Origin of the sequence: Streptomyces nanshensis, from assembly GCF_001751255.1 — a bacterium.
GTDB lineage: Bacteria > Actinomycetota > Actinomycetes > Streptomycetales > Streptomycetaceae > Streptomyces > Streptomyces nanshensis_A.
On record NZ_LJGW01000266.1, the window covers coordinates 1 to 23,209 of the forward strand.

20 protein-coding genes, 1 pseudogene and 2 riboswitches are annotated in these 23,209 nt (G+C 71.4%); of the genes and pseudogenes, 5 read left to right on the forward strand and 16 right to left on the reverse strand.

The annotated features are described in order from the left end of the window. Positions 1 to 1,027, reverse strand: a 1,027-nt coding sequence (locus AN218_RS15660; protein ID WP_070017503.1) for an EamA family transporter, incomplete at its 3' end; no start/stop codon positions are given. A gap of 38 nt (positions 1,028 to 1,065) precedes the next feature. Continuing rightward, positions 1,066 to 1,854 (reverse strand): Clp protease N-terminal domain-containing protein, encoded by a 789-nt coding sequence (locus tag AN218_RS15665; protein ID WP_070017504.1) that lies wholly within the window; start codon positions 1,852 to 1,854, stop codon positions 1,066 to 1,068. 211 nt (positions 1,855 to 2,065) lie between these two features. Here AN218_RS15665 and AN218_RS15670 point away from each other — a divergent pair, with 211 nt between their 5' ends. Beyond that, positions 2,066 to 2,758, forward strand: coding sequence for a DUF4232 domain-containing protein (locus AN218_RS15670; RefSeq protein ID WP_070017505.1), 693 nt, complete (start codon positions 2,066 to 2,068; stop codon positions 2,756 to 2,758). A 148-nt stretch (positions 2,759 to 2,906) separates the two neighbouring features. Here the strand turns inward: AN218_RS15670 and AN218_RS15675 are convergent, their stop codons facing one another. After that, positions 2,907 to 3,563 (reverse strand): PadR family transcriptional regulator, encoded by a 657-nt coding sequence (locus AN218_RS15675; RefSeq protein ID WP_079132207.1) that lies wholly within the window; start codon positions 3,561 to 3,563, stop codon positions 2,907 to 2,909. A gap of 221 nt (positions 3,564 to 3,784) precedes the next feature. Here AN218_RS15675 and AN218_RS15680 point away from each other — a divergent pair, with 221 nt between their 5' ends. Next, a complete protein-coding gene (locus AN218_RS15680; RefSeq protein WP_070017506.1) occupies positions 3,785 to 4,651 on the forward strand; it encodes a PhzF family phenazine biosynthesis protein in 867 nt (288 codons plus the stop codon). A gap of 69 nt (positions 4,652 to 4,720) precedes the next feature. Here AN218_RS15680 and AN218_RS15685 read toward each other — a convergent pair whose 3' ends face one another. Together AN218_RS15685 and AN218_RS15690 are read right to left on the reverse strand one after the other, a co-directional pair. Next, positions 4,721 to 5,527, reverse strand: a complete 807-nt coding sequence (locus AN218_RS15685) for a CPBP family intramembrane glutamic endopeptidase (protein ID WP_079132211.1) — start codon at positions 5,525 to 5,527, stop codon at positions 4,721 to 4,723. 192 nt (positions 5,528 to 5,719) lie between these two features. Next, positions 5,720 to 7,216: a glutamate-cysteine ligase family protein gene (locus tag AN218_RS15690; protein ID WP_070017507.1), complete on the reverse strand. Its 1,497-nt coding sequence runs from the start codon at positions 7,214 to 7,216 to the stop codon at positions 5,720 to 5,722. Between the two features lie 525 nt (positions 7,217 to 7,741). Between AN218_RS15690 and AN218_RS36745 the strand changes: the two genes are divergently transcribed. Continuing rightward, on the forward strand, positions 7,742 to 8,434 hold the full coding sequence (locus tag AN218_RS36745; protein ID WP_070017508.1) for a hypothetical protein: 693 nt from the start codon (positions 7,742 to 7,744) through the stop codon (positions 8,432 to 8,434). 276 nt (positions 8,435 to 8,710) lie between these two features. Continuing rightward, entirely contained in the window at positions 8,711 to 8,917 is a 207-nt protein-coding gene (locus AN218_RS15700) for a DUF5999 family protein (protein WP_070017520.1), read from the forward strand. Between the two features lie 119 nt (positions 8,918 to 9,036). Here AN218_RS15700 and gcvP read toward each other — a convergent pair whose 3' ends face one another. After that, the gene (gene gcvP / locus AN218_RS15705; RefSeq protein WP_070017509.1) at positions 9,037 to 11,925 is read right to left on the reverse strand and encodes an aminomethyl-transferring glycine dehydrogenase; all 2,889 of its coding nucleotides are present in this window, start codon (positions 11,923 to 11,925) and stop codon (positions 9,037 to 9,039) included. A gap of 60 nt (positions 11,926 to 11,985) precedes the next feature. Continuing rightward, positions 11,986 to 12,112: riboswitch (glycine riboswitch) on the reverse strand. After that, positions 12,113 to 12,208: riboswitch (glycine riboswitch) on the reverse strand. A 142-nt stretch (positions 12,209 to 12,350) separates the two neighbouring features. Between gcvP and AN218_RS39065 the strand changes: the two are divergent. Next, positions 12,351 to 12,626: pseudogene (locus AN218_RS39065) on the forward strand (PRC-barrel domain-containing protein); the annotation flags it as partial. Positions 12,627 to 12,760: 134 nt separating this feature from the next. Here AN218_RS39065 and AN218_RS15710 read toward each other — a convergent pair. From AN218_RS15710 to clsA, 10 genes are all read right to left on the reverse strand, one after another. After that, positions 12,761 to 14,401: a DNA polymerase IV gene (locus AN218_RS15710; protein ID WP_070017510.1), complete on the reverse strand. Its 1,641-nt coding sequence runs from the start codon at positions 14,399 to 14,401 to the stop codon at positions 12,761 to 12,763. A 33-nt stretch (positions 14,402 to 14,434) separates the two neighbouring features. Then, positions 14,435 to 15,046, reverse strand: a complete 612-nt coding sequence (locus AN218_RS15715) for a MerR family transcriptional regulator (RefSeq protein ID WP_070017511.1) — start codon at positions 15,044 to 15,046, stop codon at positions 14,435 to 14,437. Between the two features lie 207 nt (positions 15,047 to 15,253). Then, positions 15,254 to 15,727, reverse strand: coding sequence for a bifunctional nuclease family protein (locus tag AN218_RS15720; RefSeq protein ID WP_028437364.1), 474 nt, complete (start codon positions 15,725 to 15,727; stop codon positions 15,254 to 15,256). Positions 15,728 to 15,794: 67 nt separating this feature from the next. Beyond that, positions 15,795 to 16,538, reverse strand: a complete 744-nt coding sequence (ftsR, locus tag AN218_RS15725) for a transcriptional regulator FtsR (RefSeq protein WP_070017512.1) — start codon at positions 16,536 to 16,538, stop codon at positions 15,795 to 15,797. Between the two features lie 14 nt (positions 16,539 to 16,552). Further along, positions 16,553 to 17,392: an FHA domain-containing protein gene (locus AN218_RS34535; RefSeq protein WP_079132208.1), complete on the reverse strand. Its 840-nt coding sequence runs from the start codon at positions 17,390 to 17,392 to the stop codon at positions 16,553 to 16,555. A 124-nt stretch (positions 17,393 to 17,516) separates the two neighbouring features. After that, positions 17,517 to 18,578 (reverse strand): DUF881 domain-containing protein, encoded by a 1,062-nt coding sequence (locus AN218_RS15735; RefSeq protein ID WP_079132209.1) that lies wholly within the window; start codon positions 18,576 to 18,578, stop codon positions 17,517 to 17,519. A gap of 5 nt (positions 18,579 to 18,583) precedes the next feature. After that, positions 18,584 to 18,916: a small basic family protein gene (locus tag AN218_RS15740; RefSeq protein ID WP_070017514.1), complete on the reverse strand. Its 333-nt coding sequence runs from the start codon at positions 18,914 to 18,916 to the stop codon at positions 18,584 to 18,586. Beyond that, on the reverse strand, positions 18,916 to 19,812 hold the full coding sequence (locus AN218_RS15745) for a DUF881 domain-containing protein (protein WP_079132210.1): 897 nt from the start codon (positions 19,810 to 19,812) through the stop codon (positions 18,916 to 18,918). The genes AN218_RS15740 and AN218_RS15745 overlap by 1 nt, the downstream gene beginning before the upstream one ends. A 57-nt stretch (positions 19,813 to 19,869) precedes the next feature. Continuing rightward, a complete protein-coding gene (locus AN218_RS15750) occupies positions 19,870 to 22,365 on the reverse strand; it encodes a mannose-1-phosphate guanyltransferase (protein WP_070017516.1) in 2,496 nt (831 codons plus the stop codon). A gap of 108 nt (positions 22,366 to 22,473) precedes the next feature. Beyond that, positions 22,474 to 23,082, reverse strand: a complete 609-nt coding sequence (gene clsA, locus AN218_RS15755) for a cardiolipin synthase ClsA (RefSeq protein WP_070017517.1) — start codon at positions 23,080 to 23,082, stop codon at positions 22,474 to 22,476. Between the last annotated feature and the right edge of the window lie 127 nt (positions 23,083 to 23,209).

Below are 23,209 nucleotides of genomic sequence, written 5' to 3' on the forward strand. Positions count from 1 at the left end.
GTGCGCCGGCGGCGGGGTCCCCGCCGCTCGCGGGCCCGTCCTCGGACACGCTCCCCGGTCCGCCGCCCGCGACCGGCCGGTCCTGCTTCTGCTTGGGCGAGGAGCGCTGCGCGATGAAGGCGCCCAGCAGCACGACCGCGCCGCCGAAGAGCTGTACGGGAGCGAGGTGTTCGCCGAGCAGGACCCACGCGAGCACCGTGGCGATGACGGCCTCCAGACATGCGACGACACCGGCGACCTGCGGGGAGAGCCTGCGCACCGAGACGACCCCGGTGAGATACGCGGCGACCGTCGCGATCAGCACGATCCAGCCCACCAGCACCAGGGCCGGCACCGCCGTACCGTCCAACGACGCCTGCCCGGCGAGCACATGCCACCGCATCTCCCACGGCCGTGCGAACACCGTCAGGACGAGGAGGCCGGTCAGCAGCCCGTACGCGATCACGCCCAGCGGGTCCGGGGGCCGGCGGCCGTCGGTGCCGTCGCTGCCGTGGTCGGACAGCACGAAGTAGCCGACCTGGCAGCAGGCCGCGCCGAGCGCCAGCAGCATCCCCGCCAGATCGAGCGTGAGCCCCGACCAGACGCGGACGACGCAGGCCAGTCCGCACACGGCGAGGACGACGCCGACGCCCGCGGCCCGGCTCACGGGCCGCCGCTGTACGAACCGCACCCAGCCCAGCACCAGTACGGGGGCGAGGTACTCGATGAGCAGGGCGACGCCGACGGGGATGCGCGAGAGCGCCGCGAAGTAGCACGCCTGCACACCGGCGACGGCCAGCAGCCCGAACCCCAGGAGCAGACCCGGACGTTCGCGTACGAGCGCCCGGTGCCGCCAGGCCAGCGGCAGCAGCACGCAGGCCGCGCCCGCGATCCGCAGCCAGGTCACATGCAGCGGCTGGAGCCCGGCCTCGATCAGGGGTTTCGCCGCGGGGCCCGCGCCGCCGAACGCGAAGGCGGAGAGCAGGGCGAGCGTCAGTCCGAGACCGCGGACGCGGGCAGGCGCGGCCGGCTGCGTGGAGTCGTGCATGCCGTCATCATGTCAACCGCGTACAGGAGTGTCATCCCTTATACGCCTGACACCCCTGGGTGCCCGGCGCCTCCCCGCTCCCGCGCACCGGCGGCGGCCGGACGCCGCCGCGGGGCCGATGTACGCGCCGCGGCGGGCGTTCCGCTCCGGGTTCCGGTCGCGGTTCCGGTCGCGGTTCCGACAGCCGTTCCCGTCCCGGTTCCGGCTCCGGCGGCGGCAGTTGGCGTGGACTTTGCTCCGCGTCCCGTACGGGGCCCGGCCGTAGCCGTCGCCGCGACGAGCCGCAGGGCGATCCCCCGTACGTCCACGCCCGACGTACGCAGCACCTCCGCCGCACGGCAGCCCGGGTCGGCGAGAAGACCGGCGAACAGATCGACGCACTCCGCCCGCGCCGCACCGCGTGCCGCGACACGGTCCAGCGCGAAGGTCAGCGCCCGTGCGGCGGCGGGCGACCAGCCGTGCGGCGAACCCGCGTCCGTACGCCCGGAGTCGGGGACGGAGCGGGGAGGGGATCCGGCGCCGCGCCGTACGGGCCGCCGGGAGCCCTCCTCCACGGAGTGCCGCCAGCGCAGCCCGTAGCCGATGGAGCGCTGTGCGAGATACGCCAGCAGCCGCGCGGTACGCGGACCGCCGCCGTCGAGGAACTCCCGTACGGCCGGGTCCGCTTCGAGCAGGCTGTGCAGCAGATGTGCCGTGTCCACCTCGCGGTCGCCGCCGCGCGAGGCCCGCCGGCGCGCGGTCGCGACGACGGCTTCGAGCTGCTCGCTCAGCCGTCCGTCGGCCGCCGCGCCGGACATACCGGGCGTGCGGGGCGCATCGATGTCCACGGCACCACCACATCATCGTCACAGTCGCCGCGCATCACCACGGCGGGGCATATGCGTGTACCCCGGCGGGAGGTCTGCCGCGCGTGCCGTCTCCTCCTTGAGAAGGAGGACGGGTTGGAGAGCCCCCCAGGGGGTAGCCGGGAACCGAACGCCCGGCAGGTCGCGTCTCGTACTCCAACAGCCCCTCCTACGGCAGCACTTGGAGAACTTCATGGCTCCTCACCATGCACGCTCCTTACTCGCCGCTCTGGCCCTCGGTGCGGCTGTGACCGTCAGCGGATGCACCGCGGGCTCCGATTCCTCGTCCAACTCGCCCGCGACGGTGGACGGTTCGGGCTCCGGGTCGCACTCGAAGTCCGGCTCCGGCTCCGACTCCGGGTCGGCAGCCTCGCCGCACCCGTCCGACGACGGCAGCGCGCCGAAGGGGACGGGCGCCCAGGGCTCGAAGGACGACGGCCGCGCGCCCAGCGGTGTGCGCTGGTGCACGACGAAGTCGCTGTCGGTGTCGCTGCGTCCGGGGCAGCCGGCCGCGGGCAACCGCTACGCCGCCCTGGTGCTCACCAACTCCTCGTCGTCCGCGTGCCGTACGCAGGGCTGGCCCGGTCTCCAGCTCACCTCCGAGAGCGGCGGGAAGATCCCGACCGACGTGGTGCGGGAACGCGACGTGCCCTCACGTCCGTTGACGCTCTCCCCCGGCGGTCACGCCTCGGCACGGCTGCACTGGACCGTCGTACCGGGCAAGGACGACCCCTCCGACGGCCGGTGCCCCGACCCGCACACGGTGCGCGTGATCCCGCCGGACCAGCGCGCCTCCACGTCCGCCGCATGGAAGGCGGGCGAGGTGTGCGGCGCCGGCGAGATCGACGTACGGCCGCTGCTGCCGGGAGCCGACCTCCCGGAGTGACGCCGCGGGGCGCGGCGCCCTCCGGGACGGACACGGCCCGGAGGCGGCGCGCGGAGGCGCGCGGAGGCACGGTCAACGGCCGTACGGCGGTGCGCAGTTGCGGGCCCTGGCGACGCGGACGCAGCGGAGGCCGCGTACGCCGCAGGGCTCACTCGTCCTCGGCGAGGAGCAGATAGAGCTTCTTGCGGGCGTCGTTGACGATCGCGAGCGCCTTGTCCCGCTGGTCGGCGCTGCCGGTCGCCCAGACCTGCTGGAAGGCGCTGACCAGTCCGCCGCCGGCCTTGCGCACCTCGCTCAGGGCTTCCCAGTCGATGCCGCGCCCGGCCTCCTCCCAGGGGGCGTCGGGTCCGGCGTCGGCCTCCTCGCGTCCCGCGTCGGTGAGGGAGAAGAGGTTCTTGCCGCCCTCACTCGCGCTGCTGATCAGACCCTCGTCCTCCAGGAGCTGGAGCGTGGGGTAGACCGAGCCGGGGCTCGGCTTCCAGGCGCCGCCGCTGCGTTCGGCGATCTCCTGGATCATCTCGTAACCGTGCATCGGGCGGTCCTTGAGGAGCGCCAGGATCGATGCGCGGACATCGCCGCGCCGGGCTCGTCCGCGCGGGCCCCCACGGCCGCCGCGTCCGCCGCGGCCTCCCCAGGGCCCGAAGGGCGGGCCGTCCCCGAAGGGCGGGCCGAAGGCGCCGAAGGCCCGGCGGTCGAAGGGACCGCCCCGCATCGCTCCCCAGGGGCCGGGGAATCCTGGGCCGCCGCGGCCGTGGCCGTGATTGCGCAGGCGCTCGGCGAACTGCTGCTGTTCTTCCTCAGTCATGTCGCTACCTTTCGATGATCTGTCTCTGACAGACATTGACTTGTCGTGATGGCTCAACGATATATCGGCGATGCTCGTATGGCAATACCGGGATCCGGCGCTCCAGGGCGGGCTCGGGAGCTCGGAGGAGTCCGGCGGCGGGCTCGGCGAGGTCCGGCCGGTCCACCTGCCGGGCATTGGCCGTCGCGCGGGACCGCCCGCGCCCTCTACCGTCCCGGCCCATGAGGATCCGTACAGTCGACGCCTTCACCGACCGCCCCTACCGCGGCAACCCCGCCGGGGTCCTGCTGCTGGACGGGGACGCCTTCCCCGGCGACGAGCGACTCCAGTGCGTCGCGGGCGAGTTGAACCTCTCCGAGACCGCCTTCGCCCACCGGCTGCCCGGCGACGAGGGGGCCGACTGGGCACTGCGCTGGTTCACCCCGGTCAGCGAGGTCGACCTGTGCGGTCACGCCACGCTGGCCACCGCCCACGTCATGCACGGCGACGGCCTCGTCCCCGGCGGCGGCACCGTCCGCTTCCGTACGCTCAGCGGTGTGCTCACCGCGGCCGTGGCGGCGGACGGCGCGATCACCCTGGACTTCCCCACCGCACCGCTCACGCCCGTCGCGGCACCGCCCGGGCTCGCCGGCGCCCTCGGCGCCGAGCCGGTCTCCGTGCACGACACCGGGCCGCTCGGCGATCTCCTCGTCGAGCTGGCGGACGAGGCGGCCGTACGCGGGCTCACCCCCGACATCGCCGCCCTCGGCCGGCTCGACCGGCGGGCCGCCATCGTCACCGCACGCGCCGCGAGCGAAGACGACAGCTACGACGGGGACGACGGGGACAAGAGGGACGACGAGGCCCGATACGACTACGTCTCACGGGTGTTCGCGCCCGCCGTCGGCATCCCGGAGGACCCGGTCACCGGCAGCGCGCACACCGCGCTCGCCCCGCTGTGGTCCGAGCGCCTCGGCCGCCCCGTGCTCACGGGCCTGCAGTGCTCCGCCCGCAGCGGTCTGGTCCGTACGACGCTGCGCGGCGAGCGCACCGGACTGACCGGCACCGCCGTCACCGTCCTCGACGCCCGGCTCCAGACGGGCTGGTGAGCGCCGGCGTCCGTACGGGGACGGCGGTACGCGACGCCACACGGGCCCGGAGGCGGGTCAAGACGCGGGTCAAGACGTCGGCAGCCAGCCCACCCTGCCCGCGAGGAGCGCGTAGCCGGTGAAGGCGACAACGTCGATCAGCGCATGGGCCGCCACCAGCGGCCCGACACGTCCCCAGCGCCGGTAGAGCAGGACGAAGACGACGCCCATCGCCATGTTGCCGAGCAGTCCGCCGACGCCCTGGTAGAGGTGGTACGAGCCGCGCAGCACCGAACTCGCCGCGAGCACCGTCCAGGGCGAGAAGCCCAACTGCCCGAGTCTGCGCAGCAGATAGCCGACGACGATGACCTCCTCGACGACGGCGTTCTGGACCGCCGAGGCGATCAGCACCGGAATCCGCCACCACACATGCGGCAGCGACTCGGGGACCACGGTCAGATTGAAGCCCGCCTGAAGCGCGGCCAGATACAGCGCGAGTCCGCAGCCGCCGATCGCGGCGGCGAGCACCGCGCCGCGGCTCAGATCGAAGCCGGGCCTGCTCCGGTCGAACCCGAGGCCGCGCAGCCCTCCGACGCCCTCCCTCATGAGCAGATGCGCCACGAGCGCCACGGGCACCAGCGCGGTCGCGATCCCGAAGAGCTGCCAGGCCAGGTCCAGCCACGGACGGTCCGGGGCGCGCGAGGTGTTCAGCCGCGCCGCCTGGTCGGCCAGCGCCCCCGAGGCGGTCAGCGAGCCCACGAAGCTGATGAGCGCCGAGACGGCGCTCGCGCCGAGCGACAGCGCGAGAACGAGCAGCGTCTCCCGCCGGAGCGTACGCGCGCTCAGTTCCTCCTGGGACGCCGGGGATCGAGCCGGGCCGCTCGCTTGCGACTGCACACCTGCCTCCAGTTGACCGGTCGGCTCCGGTCCGCGACCGGCCGGGGACGTCCACAGCTTGCCGGACGGTGCGGGGCGGCGCGAAGCGGGGTCCGTCCCGCCGGGGTCCTCCGCCAGTACGGACACCGACACCGGCGCCGGCACGAGGCTGAGCGGGCCGGCACCGGAAGCCTGCCGCGTACGGTCCGCCCCTTACACCCCGAGCGGCCAGGTGTGCACCGGCTCGCCCTCGCGGGCGAGTTCGCAGTAGCGCCGCGTCACCGCCGCGAGCGCCTTCTCCCGGTCCAGGCCGGAGTCGACGGCACGGTGATAGCCGGCCGCCTGCCACGACGCCCCGTTCACACGCCGCCGGCAGCGCTCCTCGATGATGCCCAGACAGCGTTCGCGGTCGCCGCGCTCCACGCCCCACGCCTCCAGTCCGGCGGCGGCCAGCGGCAGCAGCTCCTCCTGTACGAGCCGTACGGCCGGCATCGTGACCAGTCCGCCGGGCCGCCCGGACCGGGGCCACGTCAGCTCCGCCTCGATGCCGTAACGGCAGGCCGCGTCGAAGTTCGCGGAGGCCGCCGCGAAGGGCAGCCGGGACCAGACGGGGCGCGGCTCATCGGCGAGGCTGCGCACCAGCCCGTAGTAGAGGGCGGTGTTGGCGAGGACGTCGGAGACGGTGGGGCCCGCGGGCAGCACCCGGTTCTCCACGCGCAGATGCGGTACGCCGTCGCTGACCGCGTACACCGGACGGTTCCAGCGGTAGACCGTGCCGTTGTGCAGCACCAGTTCGTGCAGTCCGGGCATGCCGCCGCCGCGCAGCACGCTGTGCGGGTCCTCGTCCTCGCAGATGGGCAACAGCGCGGGGAAGTAGCGCAGGTTCTCCTCGAAGAGGTCGTACGCGGAGCCGATCCAGCGCTCGCCGAACCAGGTGCGCGGCCGCACCCCCTGCGCGCGCAGCTCGGCGGGACGGGTGTCGGTGGCCTGGAGGAAGAGCGGAATGCGCGACTCCCGCCACAGCTCACGCCCGAAGAGGAAGGGCGAGTTGGCCCCCATCGCGATCTGTACGGCGGAGACGGCCTGGGAGGCGTTCCACACGTCCGCGAAACGTTCCGGCGTGACCTGGAGATGGAGCTGCACCGAAGTGCACGCCGCCTCCGGCGCGATCGAAGCGGAGCGGCGGGTGAGCCGCTCGACGCCCTCGATGTCGAGGACGACCTCCTCGCCCCGCGAGGCCATGATCTGGTCGTTGAGCAGGGTGTAGCGGTCCACGGCGGTCAGGTTGGAGGAGACGAGGTCGTCCTCGGTGAGCGTGGGCAGGATGCCGATCATCACGATTCCGGCGCCCTCTTCCTGGGCCTGCCGGTCCGCGTAGCCCAGCCCCGTGCGCAGCTCCTCCGCGAGCTGGTCGAGCACCCGTCCGGCCAGCCGGTGCGGCACGATGTTGACCTCGAGGTTGAACTGCCCGAGCTCGGTCTGGAAGTCCCGGCTCCCGATGCGCCGCAGCACCTCGGCGTTCATCATGCGGGGCATGCCGTCGTCGTCCGCGAGGTTGAGTTCGATCTCCAGGCCCATGAGGTTGCGCGGGCGCTCGAACCGCCCCTCGTCCAGCAGCGACCGGAAGACCTCCAGGCATTCCGTGAGCTTGTGCCGGTACCGATGCCGAGCGGACAGGTCGAACCCGTCGGAGACGACCTTCTCACCCATCGGGGTGTCCCTCCTCGATACGGCCGCGTGGTGTCAGCGATGATGCCCGTCGCGCGGGCGGCTAACGCCTGAACGATCTCCCCGTACCCGCCCGCCGGTCACCTCTCACCTGCGGCTCGCCCGCGGTCGCGGCGGCATGTACCGGAGGCATGCGGCAGGCGCACCAGACCGGACGCACAGTCCGCGCGCGGAGGGCAGACGGAATCCGGCCGACCCTTGAGCAGGGGTTTCGCCGTCTCCGGAGACGGCGCTGCCGGGCGTGCGTGCTCAACTACCGTATGAAACCGGCCTGATAAGACCTTGCCCTCAGAATCGTCGCGCGTTAGTCGAAATGGTGACGTAACACCCTTCGTATAAACTCCGGCACAGGCCGCGACGCGGTATCACCGGACGGTCCGGTGCCCGCAGTCCACGCCTCCGCCGCGCTCGCGGCCCTCCCGCACCGGCGGCCCCTCCCGCGCCGACAGCGCTGTCCGCGCCATGCCGTGCACCACGTGTCTCTCCAGTGAGAGGTGGCGACCCACCATGCCGCTGCATGCCCTTTCCGCCCCGGCTCCCGCGTCACGCAGTGTCCTCGCGGCCCTCCGCTCCCCGGCGGCCGCGCACCGAGGACGCCGTCCACACGGTACGAGCGGCGCCGACGGGCCCTCCCTGGAGATCGAACTGCCGCTGCCCGTCCATGAGTTGACCGGTTCCGGTCTTCCGTACGGGGCGTCGGCGGGGCCGTCCGCCGCGGCGGCCACGGCAGCCACCGTCACCACCGCCGCCTCACCGGCCGCACCCGCCACGTCCGTTTCCCGGACGCGGCTCACCGGCTGGCGCTTCCTGCTGCGCGCGGCCGGGGCCCCGGCCGGCTCCCCGGCGGTCGGCGCCGCGGAGACCCTGCTGACCCCGGACGGCTGGGCGTTCGCGTACTTCTGCGGCGGACCGTACGTCGCCTCCGCCCAACGGGCCCTGAAACAGGCCGAGTCGCTGCCCGGCGTCCACCAGCCGCGTCTGCTGTCCGTGCCCCGGCTCTACATGCTCACGCTGTGGCTGCACGCCGACACCGCGGCGGACGTCGCCGAGGGCGCCCCGCGCCCGTCCGACGTACTGATCCCGCTCTCCCCCGCGCCTCCCGGCATCGCCGCTCATGTACCACGCCGGGCCGACGCGCTGCTGCCGGTGCTCACGCGGCGCTCGGGGGCCTCGGCTCCCCTGCTGAGCGGCGGAAGATGAGCGTGGTGCGGTACGGTACGCGGTGCCCGCGGCGGTGATCGCGACGGCGTCCTCCGCTGTACGAAGACGGCAATTCGCCCGTCGTACGGCCCTGTTGACGGCAACCCACCCGCATGAGTGATGCGTCTGTCCTCGTTGAGGAGCGGTGACACGAAATCCCTGCGGAATCTCCCCAGCAGGGGAACACTGGGACCAGACCGGAACGGGGGCACGGCGATGGACACCGTGACCAGCCGCAGCACGCACATCACGACACAACGGAAGACGACAGCGACCATGTGCCAGCACCAGCCACCCTGCCCGACAGCCGACTCCGCAGACCGGGAGGCCGCGCACCCCGTGGCCCACTTCCCGGAGCAGGGCTGGAGCCTGCTGTGCAACGGTGTTCTGCTTTTCGAGGACACGGGCGAACTGCTGCCGGACGGCGAGATCATCGCGCCGCACCGGCCGCTCGACAGCCGCAGCATCACCACCGCCGCCTAGACCGCGGCGCCGAAGAGCCAGGGCCGGCCCGGTGTCACTCACCGAACCGGCCCTGACGTATGCGGCCTCGCCGCCCTCGCTTTCCCTTCAGCCCCGCAGCCTCTCGGCCCTTGAGCCGCTCAGCCCTCGTACTCGTCCAGCGGCGGGCATGAGCAGACCAGATTGCGGTCGCCGTAGGCGCCGTCGATCCGGCGCACCGGCGGCCAGTACTTGTCGGAGGCGCTGACACCGCCGGGGAAGGCCGCCTCCTCCCGCCCGTACGGGTGCTCCCAGTCCCGGCTCAACTGCCGTGCCGTGTGCGGTGCGTTGCGCAGCGGATTGTCCTCCGCGGGCCACTCGCCCGAGCCGACCTTGTCGATCTCCGTACGGATCTCGATCATCGCCTCGCAGAAGCGGTCGAGCTCCGCCAGATCCTCGCTCTCCGTCGGCTCCGTCATCAGCGTCCCCGGCACCGGGAACGACATCGTCGGCGCGTGGAAGCCGTAGTCGATCAGCCGCTTGGCCACGTCGTCGATGCTCACGCCGGTCTGCTTCGTCAGCGGCCGTACATCGATGATGCACTCGTGCGCGACGAGCCCGCGCGGCCCCGTGTAGAGCACCGGGTAGTGCGGCTCCAGGCGCTTGGCGATGTAGTTCGCACCGAGCACGGCCGCCTGCGTCGCACGGCGCAGCCCCTCGGCGCCCATCAGCCGTACGTACGCCCACGAGATCGGCAGGATCCCGGCCGAGCCCCAGGGCGAACCGGAGACCGGGCCGATGCCGCCGGCCGGGCCCGCGGCGGGCTGCAGCGGATGGTTGGGCAGATGCGGGGCGAGATGCTCGCGCACACCGATCGGGCCGACGCCCGGACCGCCGCCGCCGTGCGGGATGCAGAAGGTCTTGTGCAGGTTGAGATGGGAGACGTCGGCGCCGAACTTGCCGGGACGGGCGAGGCCCATCAGCGCGTTGAGGTTGGCGCCGTCCACGTAGACCTGGCCGCCCGCATCGTGCACGGCCGCGCAGATGTCGGTGATGTGCTCCTCGAACACCCCGTGTGTGGAGGGGTAGGTGACCATCAGGACGGCCAGCTCGTCGCCGTACTGCTCGATCTTGGCGCGCAGGTCGTCGGTGTCGACGTCGCCGTCGTCGCTGGTCTTCACCACCACCACACGCATCCCGGCCATCACGGCGCTGGCGGCGTTGGTGCCGTGCGCCGAGGACGGGATGAGGCAGACGGTGCGCCGGCCGTCGCCGCGTGAGCGGTGGTAGGCGCGGACGGCGAGCAGCCCGGCCAGTTCGCCCTGGGAGCCGGCGTTCGGCTGGAGGGAGACCCGGTCGTAGCCGGTGATCTCCGCGAGCTGCTCCTCGAGTTCGCGGATGAGCGCGATGCAGCCCTCGGCCTGGTCGGCCGGTGCGAAGGGGTGCAGCCCGGAGAACTCGGGCCAGGTGACGGCCTCCATCTCCGTGGTGGCGTTGAGCTTCATCGTGCACGAGCCGAGCGGGATCATGCCCCGGTCCAGCGCGTAGTCGCGGTCCGCGAGCCTGCGCAGATAGCGCAGCATCGCCGTCTCGGAGCGGTAGGCGTGGAAGACGGGATGGGTCAGATAGTCGTCGGTGCGCAGCAGCGCCTCCGGCAGCGCGTCGCCCACCCCGCGCGCCTCCAGCTCCGCGACGTCCGCCTCGACGCCGAAGGCGGACCAGACGGCTTCGAGCTGGGCGCGGGCGGTGGTCTCGTCGCAGGCCATGCCGACGTGGTCGGCGTCGGTCTCCCGCAGGTTGACGCCGGCCTCGCGCGCGGCGGCGACGATCTCGGCCGCCCGGCCCGGGACCCGCGCGGTGACGGTGTCGAAGTAGCCGCCGTGCACGATCTCCACGCCGCCGGAGCGCAACCCCTCGGCGAGCAGCGTCGCGTAGCGGTGCGTACGGCGGGCGATGTGCGCGAGGCCCTCGGGCCCGTGGTAGACCGCGTACATCCCGGACATGACCGCGAGCAGCACCTGCGCGGTGCAGATGTTGCTGGTGGCCTTCTCGCGGCGGATGTGCTGTTCGCGGGTCTGGAGCGCGAGGCGGTAGGCCTGGTCGCCGTCCGCGTCCTTGGAGACCCCGACGAGACGGCCGGGCAGGCTGCGCGCGAACTTCTCGCGCACCGCCATGTAGCCGGCGTGCGGACCGCCGAATCCCATCGGCACCCCGAAGCGCTGGCTGGAGCCGACGGCGATGTCCGCCCCGAGCGAGCCGGGCGAGCTGAGCAGCGTGAGGGCGAGCAGATCGGCGGCGACGGTGACGATCGCGCCGAGTTCGTGGGCCTGCTCGATGACGGCACGGTGGTCGCGTACGGCGCCGGAGGCACCCGGGTACTGCAACAGCAGCCCGAAGACGCCGCGTTCGGCCACGTCCGCCGGGATCCCCTCGTCGAGGTCGGCGACGACCACCTCGACGCCGGTCGGCTCGGCACGCGTACGGATGACGCCGACGGTCTGCGGCAGACAGTCGGCGTCGACGAGGAAGACGCCCTGCTTGACCTTGCCGACGCGGCGGGAGAGCGCCATGGCCTCGGCGGCGGCCGTGGGCTCGTCGAGGAGCGAGGCACCGGAGGTGGGCAGTCCGGTCAGATCGGCCACCATGGTCTGGAAGTTGAGCAGGGCCTCCAGCCGCCCCTGGGAGATCTCCGGCTGGTACGGCGTGTACGCGGTGTACCAGGCCGGGTTCTCCATGACGTTGCGCAGGACCACGGAGGGCGTGAACGTCCCGTGGTAGCCGAGGCCGATCATGGACGGGAGCACCTGGTTCCGCGAGGCGAACTCCCGCAGCTCCGCGATGACTTCGGCCTCCGTACGGGCCCGCGGCAGGTTCAGGGCCTCCGTGCTCTTGATCACTTCGGGGACGGCTGCGGCGGTCAGTTCGTCGAGCGAGCCGTAGCCGACCTGGGCCAGCATCTTGGCCTGGTCACCGGCGTCGGGGCCGATGTGCCGCCGTTCGAAAGGAGTTCCGCGTTCCAGATCGGCGAGGGGGATGCGGTTGGCAGTCATCTGCGGGGGCCTCCTGGTCGCTGTGACCTACGGGGACACCACGGCGCTGGTGCCCGGACGGCCTCCCCCTCTGTCATCTCAACCTGAGAGTTTCACCGGCCCGTCCCGGCTGGACGGGGACCCGGCTTTCACCGTCGGTGAGGAGGAGCCCAGGCACTGCTCGGCCCGCCCTGCTTTCCAGAGTGACCTCGCCCGCGCGGTACGTGAGCCTGAGAGATTCCGGGGAGGAGTTGCTCCTTCGGCGCCCCCGGCAGTCACCGGAGGACTCTCCCGCTCGGGGTCGACAGCCGTTTCCGAGAGTACCAGCGGTTCCTTCGCCAGGACCTGGGGTGCACTCGGGTGGCCAACCGCTGAAATGTGCCTTTGGGTGGTAATACGGCTGTACGACCGGCTCCCGGCGTCCTCGGCGCCCCCGCAGCACCGCGATGTGCGGATGCGGAAGCACGGCAAGGCCGAGGGAGGGGTTCGACAAGCCAGCACAGCCAGGGCCGGCCTCGGCGCGTGACGCACCCGGTGCCCCGGTGACGAGACTTGGAGGGACCGTGCAGCGCGACATCGACCCCCGGAGCCTGATCGGCCGCCGGGCACTCGACAGCAGCGGCAGCAAGATCGGAACGGTCGGCGAGGTGTACCTCGACGACGCCACCGGCGAACCGGAGTGGGCCGCCGTCCGCACGGGCTTCCTCCGGCGCGAGACCCTCGTACCGCTGGAGCCCAGCGAACTGGTCGGGGACTGTCTGCGCGTCCCCTTCGAACGGGCCCTGGTGCGCAGCACTCCCGTGCTGGGCGTGGGCCGGCATCTCTCCCCGCGGCAGGAGCTCCAGCTCTGCCGGCACTACGGGATCGAGGTGCCGCGCTCTCCGCGGGACCCGGGGCCGTCCGGCTCGCCCGCGCCGCCGCCGTCAGCGGCAGCTTCCCCTTCGACGGCGCCCTCATCGGCACCGTCGGCGGCGCCATCATCGGCGTCTTCGCCGCCGCCTCCCGACCGCGACTTCGGACGGATAGCCGGCTCCGGAAGCTGAGCCTCCTCCCCCGTACGGCCCATCGGGCCCGTACCGTTTTCCCGCTCCTCCGGTCCCGCGTCCTGCCGTTCGCGGGCACGTGCCATCGCCGCGAGCGGCGGCGGCTCGGCCGGCTCCAGATCCGGGTCGTCCACGGAGTACGTACGCACCCGGCCGGGCAGTGATCCCGGGCTCTCGAAGCGCACGGTGACCCGGCCCAGGCCGCTGCCCTGCACCCAGCCGTGACCGTGTTCCGCGTGCCGCACGTCCCGGCCGGGGATCCACCGACGGTCCGCCGGGACCTCGGCGGCCTGCGCGACGGACGCCGCCGCACCACCCTCCTCCGGGCCGCCGTCGCCGTCCCGCTCCCCCGCCTCCGCGGCGTCCGCCTCGGCCTGTGCCTGTGCGAAGAGGTCCTCCTGTGTGAAGTCCGCGAGGCCGCTCACGCCGACCCCGAGCAGTCGCACCCCGGCGGTGGTGTCCACCGTGTCGATCAGCCGCGCGGCCGCCTCCCGTACGACTCCCGCGTCGTCGGTCGGGCCGCGCAGGGTCTCGGAGCGCGTCAGGGTCGAGAAGTCGTAGCTGCGTACCTTGATGACGACGGTCCGCCCGGACCGCCCCGCGGCCCGCAGCCGCTCCACGCAGCGGTCGGCGAGCCGCGCGACCTGCGCCTGCACCAGCGCACGGTCGGTGAGGTCGACGTCGAAGGTGTCCTCCACGGACACGGACTTCGCGTCCCGCTCGGCGATCACGGGACGGTCGTCCCAGCCGTTCGCCATCGCGTACAGCGATGTGCCGTGCGCCCTGCCGAGCAGCCGCAGCAGCTCGTCCTCACCGGCCTCCGCCGTGTCGCCGACCGTCGTGATCCCGGCCCGGCGCAGCACCTCGGCCGTCGCCGGGCCCACCCCCGGCAGGATCCGTACGGACAGGGGCGCCAGCAACTCCCGTTCCGTGCCCGGTTCGATGACGGCGATCCCGTCGGGCTTGGCCTGCTCCGAGGCGATCTTGGCGAGCATCTTCGAACCGGCCAGTCCCACGGAGCCGCTGAGGCCCGTCGTCTCGCTGATCGTCTGCCGCAGCCGCACGGCGACGGCCCGTACGGCCGGGGATCCGGGATTCTCGGGGAGCGCCCCGCCGGCCTCCAGATCGACGAACGCCTCGTCGAGACTCAGCGGCTCGACGAGCGGCGAGAGCCCCGAGAGGACCTCCATCACCGCCTCGCTCACCTCGCGGTAGAGGCTGAAGCGCGGCGAGAGGTAGGCGGCGTTGGGACACAGCCGCCGGGCCTGCGCCATGGGCATCGCCGAGTGGACGCCGAAGATCCGCGCCTCGTACGACGCCGTGGAGACGACCCCTCGGGGCCCGAGCCCGCCCACGATGACGGGCTTCCCGCGGAGGCTGGGCTTGGAGGCCTGTTCGACGGCAGCGAAGAACGCGTCCATGTCCAGATGCAGGATCGTCGGCGCGCTTCTCACGTTCGCCGATGCTGCCGCATGGGGCTGACAGTCTCAGCCGGCGCGGTTGCGGCGCCGCGCCAACTCGTCCTCGGGATGGTCACCGACGATGGTCTCCCCGGTGTCGACGTGCTCGCCGTGGAGCTGCGCCAGCGCGCCTTCGACGTCCTTCCACACGACGCCGACCGCGATCCCGAACACGCCTTGCCCGCCCTGGAGCAGGTCGACGACCTCGTCGGGCGAGGAGCACTCGTAGACCGTGGCGCCGTCGCTCATCAGCGTCATACGGGCAAGGTCGGTGTGGCCGCGGGAGCGCATGTGCTGGACGGCGGTGCGGATGTTCTGCAGCGAGACGCCGGTGTCCAGCAGCCGCTTGACGATCTTGAGGACGACGATGTCGCGGAAGCTGTAGAGCCGCTGGCTGCCGGAGCCCAGGGCGGGACGGATGCTGGGCTCCACGAGGCCGGTACGCGCCCAGTAGTCGAGCTGCCGGTAGGTGATCCCGGCCGCGGAGCAGGCGGTGGGTCCGCGATAGCCGATCGAGTCGGACGGTCCGTCGGTGGCGCTCTCCCCCGGCAGCGGCTTCGCGGAACCCCCGGGGGAAGGAGAACCGTCCGCTGCCATACCGTCGCCGGTACCTCTCACGCCGACCTCCGTCCTCCACATCCCGGGCACCCCGGAACCTGCCTCACTGAAGGTAGGCAGTCACCCCGGGTGCGTCAACGATCGCCGCGTTCGGCACGCCGGGTGAAAATCCCCCAAGGGGTGGTTTCCCGTAACCGGCGATGTGGAAGACGTCCCGGCTCGCGATCAGGGGCAGGCGCACATACGCCGCCGCCGACGGCGCCGGACCGCCCTTCGACGCCCCGGTCCTCACTGGCTGCTGGTACCGAAGTCCTCGGGCGAGATCTGGTCGAGGAACTCGCGGAACTTCTCCACCTCGTCCTCCTGCTCGTCCGGGATCGCGATCCCCGCGTCGTCCAGCACACCTTCGCTGCCGTAGATCGGCGTCCCGGTGCGCAACGCCAGCGCTATGGCGTCCGAGGGGCGGGCGCTCACCTCGACACCGCTGGCGAAGACCAGCTCGGCGTAGAACACGCCTTCCCGGAGATCGGTGATGCGGACGGCAGTGAGCTCCTGTCCCACAGCCTCGAGAACGTCCTTGAAGAGATCGTGAGTGAGCGGGCGCGCAGGCGTCATGCCCTGCTGCGCGAAGGCGATCGCGGTCGCCTCCCCGGGGCCGATCCAAATGGGGAGGTAGCGGTCGCCACCCACTTCTCGCAGCAGCACGATCGGTTGGTTGGAGGGCATTTCGACCCGGACACCCACAACGTCGAGCTCGTTCACACAGCAACCCTAGGCCGTGCCCCGCCTGTTTGGGTAGTCGGGACCCGCCCTGAGCTGTCGTATGAACCTACTCACCCCGGCTGTCGCCCCCGTCAGGCCGCTCATCGGGCCGTACGCACAGTGCCGCCTGCAGAAATGCGGCGTGGAGCCGTACGGAGAGGGCCGCGAGCCGCGCGGCGGCTTCTCGCTCCTCATGACCGCCTCCGCCGGCACCGTTGCGGCCGGAAAGGGAGGCCACGGCGTTCTCGATCAACGTGGCCTCGTGCTCGGCCGAATCCTTGGCGGCCCGGAGCCGATGTGGCTGGATTCCATAGCCCGCGAAATCGGCGAGAAGGCGGAGGACGACCGGAGCGGCGGCGCCGTAGGTGCCGTCCGGGTACGGAGCGATCAGGCCCGACGACTCTGCGTCGGCGAGTTCGCCCTCCGTCGCCTCCGCGGCGACCAGCAGCTCGGCCCGGCCGATGCGGCTTCCGGGAGGTCCGGACGCCCCGGGGCGCAGGAACGGTTCCTCCGCCGGGAACGACGCGTCCAGATGCTCCTTGATCACCTTCAGCGGGAGGTAGGCGTCACGCTGCATGCGCAGCACGTGGACGAGCCGCTCGACGTCCTCCGCGCTGAACCAGCGGTGGCCCGAGGGCGAACGCCGCGGCTCCACCAGCCCCTCGGTCTCCAGGAACCGGATCTTGGACGCGGTGACGTCGGGGAACTCCTCGCGGAGCGCGCGCAGTACGGCACCGATGCTCAGCGGTCCCCCGGCCCCCACGGCGACACCGTCCCCGGCGGCGGTGCCGGGCGGTGTCGTCCGTTCCATGGGCCTCGCTGAGGTCAGACTGCGCGCTTGCTGGCGAAGAAGACCAGCCGGAACTTGCCGATCTGCACCTCGTCGCCGTTCGACAGCGGAACGCCCGCTTCGATGCGCTCACGGTTGACGTATGTGCCGTTGAGGCTGCCGACGTCGGAGACGGTGAAGGAACCGTCGGAACCGCGCCGGAACTCCACATGACGGCGCGAGACGGTCACGTCGTCCAGGAAGATGTCGCTCTCGGGATGGCGGCCGGCGGTGGTCAGTTCGCCGTCGAGCAGGAAGCGGCTGCCGGAGTTGGGGCCGCGGCGCACCACCATGAGGGCCGAGCCCATCGGAAGGGCGTCGACGGCGGCCTGGGCCTCGGGCGACAGCGGCGGAGTCTGCTGCTGACCCGTCACCTCGGCCTCGTACGCCTCCAGGCCCGAGATGGAGATGGTGGAGGTCGTCTCGCTCGAGCCCTCGCCCGCGGGGGCCCCGCCCCGCAGCGGTGCCCCGCAGTTCGAACAGAACCGGCTCGCCTCGGCGACCTGGGTCCCGCACCTGCTACACACCGGCACGGCAGATCCTCCACCTGTACTCGAGGTTGATGGTGCCCCGGAACCTATGCGGCCCGACGCTGCGGGGTCAACCGAAACCCCGCCCTGACCACCCGCATGGTCACCGCCCCCACCGGCGACCTCGTCGCGGAACAACGGCCGTCCGGCGTCCTCCCCGTCGGGGCCCGCCGCGGGAGCGGACGCCCCGGAGGTCCGGCGCCGCGCGGCGCCGCCGCCCTCGTCCTGGCGGCCCTTGCCGAACAACCTTGCAAAAAAACTCACGGGCGATTCCCCTCGCACTACACAGACCCGCCCGTGGGGCAGGACAGACCCTCGATGCTCTCACTCCGCAGACACGACGCCCAGAGAACGTCCCTGGCCTTCGCACAGTTTCCCTCACGCGATGGTCACCGGGTCCGCCGACCCCCCGCAAGACTCCGCCGCCACCTCACTGTGCGGATGACCGAGCGTAATCAGGCCGCTTCGCAGAGCGCAAGGCGTTGATCACGATCTCCTGGGAGGCCCTGACGGAGGCGTCGGCCTGCTCCTTGCGCAGCGTCTGCACGACGCCGCCGGGGATGTTCAGGGCAGGCTCCAGGTCCTTGGGCTTGCCGATCACCTGAAAGCGGTACGGCGGACTGATCTTGTGTCCGTCGACCGAGACCCCGCCCGCACTGTCCGAGAAGTACGTATTCGCCACCACTCGTACGTTGTTGACCTCGATCGCCTCGGCACCGGCGGCCCGCAGCTCCTGCACGGCGTCGAGCAGCATGTCCGCCTCGACGGAGTCGCCCGGATCGGTGATCGTCAGCTCGATGCCCGGACCGCGGGCGCCCACCGTACCGGCGAGCACGCCGAGTTGGCGTGCCTTCTGCCGGGTCTGCTTACGGGCCTCCTCCGCCTGGTCCGAGCTGTTCTCCAACTCGGTGCGCTGGCCCTCCAGGCTCTGCTTCTCGTCCTCCAACCGCTTGGTGCGGTCGTCGAGTTCGTCGAGGATGCGCACCAGGTCCTCCTGGCGGGCGCCGCGCAGGGAGCTGTTCTCGCTGGTGGAGCGCACCTGGATGGCCAGCCCGAGGCCGAGCACGAACAGCAGCAGGGCGACGATGAGTTGGGCCCTGGTCACCCTCGGCGGCCAGACCGCGGCGGCGAGGCGCTGGCGGCCCGTACGCTCCCCGCCCGGCTCCGTCCCCGTTCCGGTGCCCGTACCCGGCTGTGCGGACGAGGAGGCCGCGGCCTCCCCCTCCTCGCGTCCCGCTCCGTCACCGGCTCCGTGCGCGCCCTTCGCGGACTCGTCCGAACTGCCCTGTATCCGCCGCGAGTCGGGCGTCTCCCGGCCTTCGGCGTCCGCGCCCCCGGCCCGCTCCGACGAGGCGTCGCGCCCCTCGCCGTCCGGGCGTCCGGAGGACCCGGAACGTCGTTCCGCACCGCCCTCCCCGGCCGGGCCGCTGCCTCCCGTCGGCCTCTCGGGCGGCAGCTCGCCCGGGCCCTTGCCGCCGTCCGCGTCGCTCATCGGCCTCACGCCCGGAAGACGTGCCGGCGGATAGCCGCCGCGTTGGAGAAGATGCGGATGCCGAGCACCACGACGACACCGGTGGAGAGTTGGGCCCCGACACCGAGCTTGTCCCCGAGGAACACGATCAACGCCGCGACCACGACGTTCGACAGGAACGACACGACGAACACCTTGTCGTCGAAGATCCCGTCGAGCATGGCCCGCAGCCCGCCGAAGACCGCGTCCAACGCCGCGACGACGGCGATCGGGAGGTAAGGCTCGACGATCGTCGGGACGACGGGCCGGACGACGAATCCGGCCACCACCCCCACGATGAGGCCCAGTACGGCGATCACTATCTGCTGCCCTCTCCTGTCTTCACCGGCTTTGCCGTCCGGACGATCAGACTCGGCGCCGCCGGAAGCCGCACCTGGTCCTGGGTGCTGATGCTGGTGCGCACACCGTAGTTCTCCTGGAGCACCTGCAGATACTGCCCGTCGGCACTGTCCTGGAACGTCGTGCTGAGCTTCTTCGCCGGCCCCACGGCGAGCAGAGTGTACGGCGGCACGAGCGGTTTGTTGTCCACGAGTATCGCGTCGCCCGCGGCCCTGATGGCCGAAAGTGCCGTCAGACGCTGTCCGTTGACCGATACGGCCTCGGCCCCCGACTCCCACAGGCCGTTGACCACGCGTTGCAGATCCCGGTCGCGTACGCGCCCGTTGTCGGAGAATCCGCTGCTCTGCCGGGGGCCGCCGGAGTCGCTGTCCTGGGTGTCCTTGGCGTCGTCGACGACGAGTTTGACGCCGGGCCCGTGCACGGGCAGGGCGCCGGAGAGCAGCCCCGCCACCTCGGCCTCGTTGCCGCCGTGCCGCTCCAGCGCTCTGCGCTGCCGCGCCTCGACGTCCTTACGCAGCTTGTCGACGCTCCGCTGGAGGGAGTCGGCGCGACGGTCGCCGTCGTCGATCCGGGTGACCAACTCCTGGCGTTCCTTGGCGAGTTCGGGTGCGGAGACCCGCGCCTGGGCGGCGCCGACGGTGACCACCAGCGCGGCGAGTACCAGCCCGGCCGCCAGCCACAGCTTCGCGCGCACGGTGCGCGGCATTCCGGACCGGCCCTCGACGCCGCGGCGTGCGGCGGCCTGCGCGTAGCCGTCATCCAGGCTGTGATCCATCGCATTGGTCAGCAGCGACATGGAGGCATCGGGCCGCGCAGGCCGCGATGGCGTACTCCGTTCAGGGTGCTGCTGCGACATGACGCACATCGTCGCACGCCACGGTCACTGCCAACGAACGGACCCACACCTTCGGGGTCAGCGGCCCGCGCTGTCGACCACCGCCGCCCACTCGTCCAACAGCGCCTGCGCGGAGGCGTCGTCGGGGCCCTCGGCCCACAGGTGGGTGACCGCCTCGGCCGGGTCCGGCAGCACCATCACCCAGCGTCCGTCGGGTTCGACGACGCGGATGCCGTCGGTGGTGTCGACGGAGCGGTCGCCGGCCGCCTCGACGACCGTACGCATCACAAGTCCCTTCACAGCCCAGGGAGTTGCCAGATCCCGCTTGAGTACGTGCGCCCTGGGGATGCGGGCGTCGATCTGGCTGAGGGTGAGCTGCGCGCGGGCGACGAGACCGATGAGACGTACGAAGGCGGCGGCGCCGTCGAAGACGGAGCTGAACTCCGGGGTGATGTAGCCGCCGCGGCCGTCGCCGCCGAAGATTGTCGCGTCGTCACGGCCGACGCGGGTCAGGTCGTCCGGGGACGTCGTCGTCCACTCGACCTGCGTGCCGTGGTAGGCGGCGACCTGCTCGGCGATACGGGTCGTGGTCACCGGCAGGGCGATCTTGCCGCTGCGCCGCTCGGCCGCGATCAGGTCGAGCATGACCAGGAGCGCGCGGTCGTCCTCGATGATCCGTCCGCGTTCGTCGACGAGGGAGAGCCGGTCGCCCACCGGGTCGAAGCGGATGCCGAACGCGGCGCGCGCCGAGGCGACGATCTCGCCGAGCCGGACGAGACCGGAGCGGCGCTCGTCCTGCGTCTCGGTCGGACGTGACTCGTCCAGGCCGGGGTTGATCGTCAGCGAGTCCACACCGAGGCGGCCCAGCAGGCTCGGCAGGACGAGCCCGGCGCTGCCGTTGGAGGCGTCCACGACGACCTTCAGACCGGAGTCCTCGACACCGGTGGTGTCCACGGAGCGCAGCAGCGAGCCGGTATACGAGTCGTACACGCTCGACGGGAAGAGCAGATCGCCGATCTCGCCGGGGAACGCGCGCCGGTACTCCTGCCGCGCGAAGACGCGGTCGAGCTTGCGCTGCGCGGCCTGTGAGAGGTCGGCCCCGCGTTCGTCGAAGAACATGATGTCGACGTTGTCGGGGACCCCGGGCGTCGTACGGATCATGATGCCGCCGGCGCTGCCGCGTGCCGTCTGCTGGCGGGCGACGGGCAGCGGCACGTTCTCCAGGTCGCGGACGTCCATGGCGCTGGTCTGCAACGCGGAGATCATGGCCCGCTTCAGCGCCCGCGCGCCCCGCGAGTGGTCGCGTGCGGTGGTGACCGTCGACCCCTTCTTCAGGGTGGTGGCGTAGGCGCCCGCGAGCCGTACGGCCAGTTCCGGCGTGATCTCGACGTTCACGATGCCCGATACGCCGCGCGCGCCGAAGAGATGGGCCTGCCCCCGCGACTCCCAGATGACGGAGGTGTTGACGAACGCGCCCGCCTCGACCGTCTTGAACGGATAGACCCGAACATTGCCCTGGACGATCGACTCCTCGCCGATGAGGCACTCGTCCCCGATGACGGCGCCGTCTTCGATGCGGGCCGCGCGCATGATGTCGGTGTTCTTGCCGACGACGCAACCGCGGAGGTTGGCCTGCGGACCGATGTAGACGTTGTCGTCGACGACGGCTCGGTGGAGGAAGGCCCCGCTCTTGACGACGACGTTGCGGCCGATGACCGAGTGTTCACGAAGTTCGGCGCCGGCTTCGACCTTGGCGTAGTCGCCGATGTAGAGGGGACCGCGGAGGACGGCGTCGGGGTGGACCTCGGCGCCTTCGGCCATCCAGACCCCGGGCGAGATCTCGAAGCCGTCGATCTCGACGTCGACCTTGCCTTCGAGGACGTCCGCCTGTGCCTTCACATAGCTTTCGTGGGTGCCGACGTCCTCCCAGTAACCTTCCGCGACGAAGCCGTAGATGGGCTTCCCTTCCTTCATCAACTGAGGGAAGACGTCCCCGGACCAGTCGACGGACGTGTCCGGCTCGACGTAGTCGAAGACCTCCGGCTCCATGACGTAGATGCCGGTGTTGACGGTGTCGGAGAAGACCTGTCCCCAGGTGGGCTTCTCCAGAAAGCGTTCCACCTTGCCGTCGTCGTCGACGATGGTGATGCCGAACTCCAGCGGATTGTGAACCCGCGTCAGGCAGACGGTCACCATCGCGCCCTGCCGCTTGTGGTAGTCGATGAGTTCCGTCAGGTCGAAGTCGGTGAGGGCGTCCCCGGAGATGACGAGGAACGAGTCGTCCTTGAGGGCCTCTTCCGCATTCTTGACGCTGCCCGCGGTACCGAGGGGCTTGTCCTCGTTGGCGTAGCTCAGCTCCATGCCGAGCTCCTCGCCGTCGCCGAAGTAATTCCGGACGAGGGAGGCCAGGAATTGGACGGTGACAACGGTCTCACTGAGCCCATGACGCTTCAGCAACCGCAGTACGTGCTCCATGATCGGCCGATTGGCCACGGGCAGAAGCGGCTTGGGCATGCTGGCGGTCATGGGGCGAAGGCGGGTGCCTTCGCCGCCGGCCATGACGACGGCCTTCATATCGGAAACGTCCTCCTCGGTAAGACGACGGTCATACCGACTTCCCCGATCAGGGAAGACCCACACCTTGGCACGGTGTGAACAAGCCGATGCCGGACTCGGAAAACGCTAGGTCGCCGCGGAGTCCGACGTGATCAGACGACGTACCTGGACGACGTACAGGATCCCCGCCCACCAGTAGAGCGCGGTCCCCCACCCCGCGAAGGCCCATCCGAAAATCGCCGCGAGGGACGCGATCCAGCCGCTGCCGTCGCTGAGAAGCAACAGCGGAAACGCGTACATCAAGTTGAACGTGGCTGCTTTCCCAAGGAAGTTGACTTGGGGAGGCGCATAACCGTGCCGGTCCAGGATCCACACCATGACGAGAAGCAGAAGTTCGCGGGCCAGCAATGTGAGGGTGAGCCAGAGCGGGAGGATTTCCCGCCATGTGAGACCGAGCAGGGTGGAGAGGATGTACAGCCGGTCGGCCGCCGGGTCCAGGATCCGCCCGAGGTTGCTCACCTGGTTCCAGCGCCGGGCGAGCTTGCCGTCCAGGTAGTCGCTGATGCCGCTCAACGCGAGGACGAGCAGCGCCCAGCCGTCACAGTTCGGACCGCCGAACACCGGCCAGAGGATCAGCCAGAGAAAGACCGGGACGCCGACCAGGCGGGCCATGCTGAGGATGTTCGGGATGGTGAAGACCCGGCCCTCCTCGGACTTCCTGTCCTGGACCTCCACCCGGAGCCTCCTGTGCGCTCACATGCCGACGATGCACCCAGACACTACCGGCCACCCTCCGCAGCGGGTACAGCGGCCCCTCACACATGCACGAAGGCCCCGTTGGGTTGAGGTGTTCTCGTCCCAA